The 5,148-nt window shown below is 53.1% G+C and carries 2 tRNA genes and 3 rRNA genes; all 5 read left to right on the top strand.

The annotated features are described in order from the left end of the window. Positions 1–1,401 (top strand): 16S ribosomal RNA (locus NLI84_RS18750); the annotation flags it as partial. Between the two features lie 96 nt (positions 1,402–1,497). Then, positions 1,498–1,574, top strand: a tRNA-Ile gene (locus tag NLI84_RS18745). 38 nt (positions 1,575–1,612) lie between these two features. Then, positions 1,613–1,688, top strand: a tRNA-Ala gene (locus NLI84_RS18740). A 237-nt stretch (positions 1,689–1,925) separates the two neighbouring features. Beyond that, positions 1,926–4,815 (top strand): 23S ribosomal RNA (locus tag NLI84_RS18735). 173 nt (positions 4,816–4,988) lie between these two features. After that, positions 4,989–5,101 (top strand): 5S ribosomal RNA (gene rrf, locus NLI84_RS18730). Positions 5,102–5,148: the final 47 nt, after the last annotated feature.

Genomic DNA, 5,148 nt, shown 5'->3' with positions numbered 1-5,148 from the left:
TAGTGGGGGATAGCCCGGCGAAAGCCGGATTAATACCGCATACGCCCTGAGGGGGAAAGTGGGGGATCGCAAGACCTCACGCTATTAGAGCGGCCGATGGCTGATTAGCTAGTTGGTAGGGTAAAGGCCTACCAAGGCGACGATCAGTAGCGGGTCTGAGAGGACGACCCGCCACACTGGGACTGAGACACGGCCCAGACTCCTACGGGAGGCAGCAGTGGGGAATCTTGGACAATGGGCGCAAGCCTGATCCAGCAATGCCGCGTGGGTGAAGAAGGCCTTCGGGTTGTAAAGCCCTTTTGTCAGGGAGCAAATCCTTGCCGCTAATACCGGCCGGGGATGAGAGTACCTGAAGAATAAGGACCGGCTAACTACGTGCCAGCAGCCGCGGTAATACGTAGGGTCCAAGCGTTAATCGGAATTACTGGGCGTAAAGCGTGCGCAGGTGGCTTGTTAAGAGCGATGTGAAATCCCCGGGCTCAACCTGGGAACTGCATTGCTGACTGGCTCGCTAGAGTATGGGAGAGGGGGGTGGAATTCCGCGTGTAGCAGTGAAATGCGTAGAGATGCGGAGGAACACCGATGGCGAAGGCAACCCCCTGGCCTAATACTGACACTCATGCACGAAAGCGTGGGGAGCAAACAGGATTAGATACCCTGGTAGTCCACGCCCTAAACGATGTCTACTAGTTGTTGGGGATTTCGATCCTTAGTAACGCAGCTAACGCGTGAAGTAGACCGCCTGGGGAGTACGGTCGCAAGATTAAAACTCAAAGGAATTGACGGGGGCCCGCACAAGCGGTGGATGATGTGGATTAATTCGATGCAACGCGAAAAACCTTACCTGGTCTTGACATGTACGGAACCCTTTAGAGATAGAGGGGTGCCTTCGGGAGCCGTAACACAGGTGCTGCATGGCTGTCGTCAGCTCGTGTCGTGAGATGTTGGGTTAAGTCCCGCAACGAGCGCAACCCTTGTCCTTAGTTGCTACCATTTAGTTGAGCACTTTAAGGAGACTGCCGGTGACAAACCGGAGGAAGGTGGGGATGACGTCAAGTCCTCATGGCCCTTATGACCAGGGCTTCACACGTCATACAATGGTCGGTACAGAGGGTCGCCAACCCGCGAGGGGGAGCCAATCTCATAAAACCGATCGTAGTCCGGATTGCACTCTGCAACTCGAGTGCATGAAGTCGGAATCGCTAGTAATCGCGGATCAGCATGTCGCGGTGAATACGTTCCCGGGCCTTGTACACACCGCCCGTCACACCATGGGAGTGGGTTCTACCAGAAGTAGCTAGGCTAACCGCAAGGGGGCCGGTTACCACGGTAGGATTCATGACTGGGGTGAAGTCGTAACAAGGTAGCCGTAGGGGAACCTGCGGCTGGATCACCTCCTTTCAAGAGCAAGGTTCTCCTTGCCAAGTACTCACACTCATCGGCTGTAAGTTGAAGATACGGAGCCCGGATCGTGCGAACGATGCGGGGAAGTAAACTGGGTCAGTAGCTCAGTCGGTTAGAGCACCGTCTTGATAAGGCGGGGGTCATAGGTTCGATTCCTATCTGACCCACCATTTACCGTTTGGTCAGTGGGAAAACAGTTTGATCCGATGGGGGCATAGCTCAGTTGGGAGAGCACCTGCTTTGCAAGCAGGGGGTCGTCGGTTCGATCCCGTCTGCCTCCACCAGCACCAGCAAGTTGGGAAGGATTCAGAACACAGTGCGTTGAGTGCAGCGCACTGTGTTCTGACTGCTTCAGTTGGACGAGTATTACACTCTGTATCTGATCTTTAACAAGATAGAAGAAGCAAGACTCAAATTTGTTTTAATTGGGTTTGATTGTATCGAGTTCTGAATTCGACAAGTCGAAGGATTCAGACGTCGCAAACACTGTAATCAAGAACACATCGTGTTTGAGGTTATAGGATCAAGCGAATAAGTGCATCTGGTGGATGCCTTGGCGATCACAGGCGATGAAGGACGCGGCAGCCTGCGAAAAGCTGCGGGGAGCTGGCAAACGAGCTTTGATCCGCAGATGTCCGAATGGGGAAACCCACCTCTTTTGAGGTATCCATGACTGAATACATAGGTCATGTGAGGCGAACCCGGGGAACTGAAACATCTAAGTACCCGGAGGAAAAGAAATCAACCGAGATTCCCAAAGTAGTGGCGAGCGAAATGGGAAGAGCCTGTATGTGATAGTCATTGTTTTAGTGGAATGGTATGGAAAGGCCAGCGATAGTGGGTGATAGCCCCGTACACGAAAAGACAATGGTGGTACTGAGCATACGACAAGTAAGGCGGGACACGCGAAATCCTGTCCGAAGATGGGGGGACCATCCTCCAAGGCTAAATACTCGTGATCGACCGATAGTGAACCAGTACCGTGAGGGAAAGGCGAAAAGAACCCCGGGAGGGGAGTGAAATAGAACCTGAAACCGGATGCATACAAACAGTGGGAGCCTCCTTGTGGGGTGACTGCGTACCTTTTGTATAATGGGTCAGCGACTTACGTTCAGTAGCGAGCTTAACCGAATAGGGGAGGCGTAGGGAAACCGAGTCCGAATAGGGCGTTTAGTTGCTGGGCGTAGACCCGAAACCAGGTGATCTATCCATGGCCAGGATGAAGGTGCGGTAACACGCACTGGAGGTCCGAACCCACTAGTGTTGCAAAACTAGGGGATGAGCTGTGGATAGGGGTGAAAGGCTAAACAAACCTGGAAATAGCTGGTTCTCCCCGAAAACTATTTAGGTAGTGCCTCAAGTATCACTAACGGGGGTAAAGCACTGTTATGGCTAGGGGGTCATCGCGACTTACCAAACCATGGCAAACTCTGAATACCGTTAAGTGCGAGCTTGGGAGACAGACATCGGGTGCTAACGTCCGGTGTCAAGAGGGAAACAACCCAGACCGCCGTCTAAGGTCCCAAATGCTAGATTAAGTGGAAAACGAGGTGGGAAGGCATAGACAGCCAGGATGTTGGCTTAGAAGCAGCCATCATTTAAAGAAAGCGTAATAGCTCACTGGTCGAGTCGTCCTGCGCGGAAGATGTAACGGGGCTCAAATCTAGAACCGAAGACGCGGATGTATCTTTGATACATGGTAGGGGAGCGTTCCGTAGGCCTGTGAAGGTGGCTTGTAAAGGCTGCTGGAGGTATCGGAAGTGCGAATGCTGACATGAGTAGCGTTAAAACGGGTGAAAAGCCCGTTCGCCGAAAGCCCAAGGTTTCCTACGCAACGTTAATCGGCGTAGGGTGAGTCGGCCCCTAAGGCGAGGCAGAAATGCGTAGTCGATGGGAAACAGGTTAATATTCCTGTACCGATTCTGAGTGCGATGTGGGGACGGAGAAAGGTAGGTCAGCCGGGTGTTGGATGTCCCGGTTTAAGCGTGTAGGTGGGGGATTTAGGCAAATCCGGATCCCTATTAACACTGAGGCGTGACGACGAGGTCTCATTGAGACCGAAGTGATTGATCCTATGCTTCCAGGAAAAGCCACTAAGCTTCAGCTCAGAATTGACCGTACCGCAAACCGACACTGGTGGGCAGGATGAGAATTCTAAGGCGCTTGAGAGAACTCAGGAGAAGGAACTCGGCAAATTGACACCGTAACTTCGGGAGAAGGTGTGCCTCTGTAGGGTGAAGCGACTTGCTCGTGGAGCTCGAAGAGGTTGCAGTGAAAAGGTGGCTGCGACTGTTTATCAAAAACACAGCACTCTGCTAACACGAAAGTGGACGTATAGGGTGTGACGCCTGCCCGGTGCCGGAAGGTTAAGTGATGGGGTGCAAGCTCTTGATCGAAGCCCCGGTAAACGGCGGCCGTAACTATAACGGTCCTAAGGTAGCGAAATTCCTTGTCGGGTAAGTTCCGACCCGCACGAATGGCGTAACGATGGCCACACTGTCTCCTCCTGAGACTCAGCGAAGTTGAAATGTTTGTGAAGATGCAATCTCCCCGCTGCTAGACGGAAAGACCCCGTGAACCTTTACTGTAGCTTTGCATTGGACTTTGAACGGACTTGTGTAGGATAGGTGGGAGGCTTTGAAGCTGAGACGCTAGTTTCAGTGGAGCCGTCCTTGAAATACCACCCTGGTGCGTTTGAGGTTCTAACCTAGGTCCATCATCTGGATCGGGGACCGTGCATGGTAGGCAGTTTGACTGGGGCGGTCTCCTCCCAAATTGTAACGGAGGAGCTCGAAGGTCACCTAGGTACGGTCGGACATCGTACTGATAGTGTAATGGCACAAGGTGGCTTGACTGCGAGACCGACAAGTCGAGCAGGTGCGAAAGCAGGACATAGTGATCCGGTGGTTCTGTATGGAAGGGCCATCGCTCAACGGATAAAAGGTACTCCGGGGATAACAGGCTGATTCCGCCCAAGAGTTCACATCGACGGCGGAGTTTGGCACCTCGATGTCGGCTCATCACATCCTGGGGCTGTAGCCGGTCCCAAGGGTATGGCTGTTCGCCATTTAAAGTGGTACGTGAGCTGGGTTCAAAACGTCGTGAGACAGTTTGGTCCCTATCTGCAGTGGGCGTTGGAAGTTTGAGGGGGGCTGCTCCTAGTACGAGAGGACCGGAGTGGACGCACCTCTGGTGTACCGGTTATCACGCCAGTGGTATCGCCGGGTAGCTAAGTGCGGAAGAGATAACCGCTGAAAGCATCTAAGCGGGAAACTTGCCCCAAGATGAGACTTCCCTAGAGCCTTGAGCTCTCTGAAGGGTCGTTCGAGACCAGGACGTTGATAGGTCAGGTGTGGAAGCGCAGTAATGCGTTAAGCTAACTGATACTAATTGCCCGTGAGGCTTGATCCTATAACCTGAGCCGCGATGGTTCGGGTGTTGTGACGAGACTCGAAATCGAATCTGATTGAACAAATTGAGTGTGGTGGGGTGTGTGGCGCGCATGCGGACACGGCCGATCACGAAGTAGTGCTTCTTCTATCGAATTCAGCGAAACGATAACAGTCGTAACGCAACCAGTTACGTCTGGCGACCATAGCGAGTTGGCCCCACGCCTTCCCATCCCGAACAGGACCGTGAAACGACTTTGCGCCGATGATAGTGCGGATTCCCGTGTGAAAGTAGGTCATCGCCAGACTCCCCATGCCAGAACCCCCAGACCGAAAGGCTGGGGGTTTTGCTTTG

Origin of the sequence: Chitinolyticbacter albus (genome assembly GCF_024437655.1) — a bacterium.
GTDB lineage: Bacteria > Pseudomonadota > Gammaproteobacteria > Burkholderiales > Chitinibacteraceae > Chitinolyticbacter > Chitinolyticbacter albus.
Note: the sequence above shows the minus strand (reverse complement) of the source record. Positions and strands in the feature narration are given on the sequence as shown.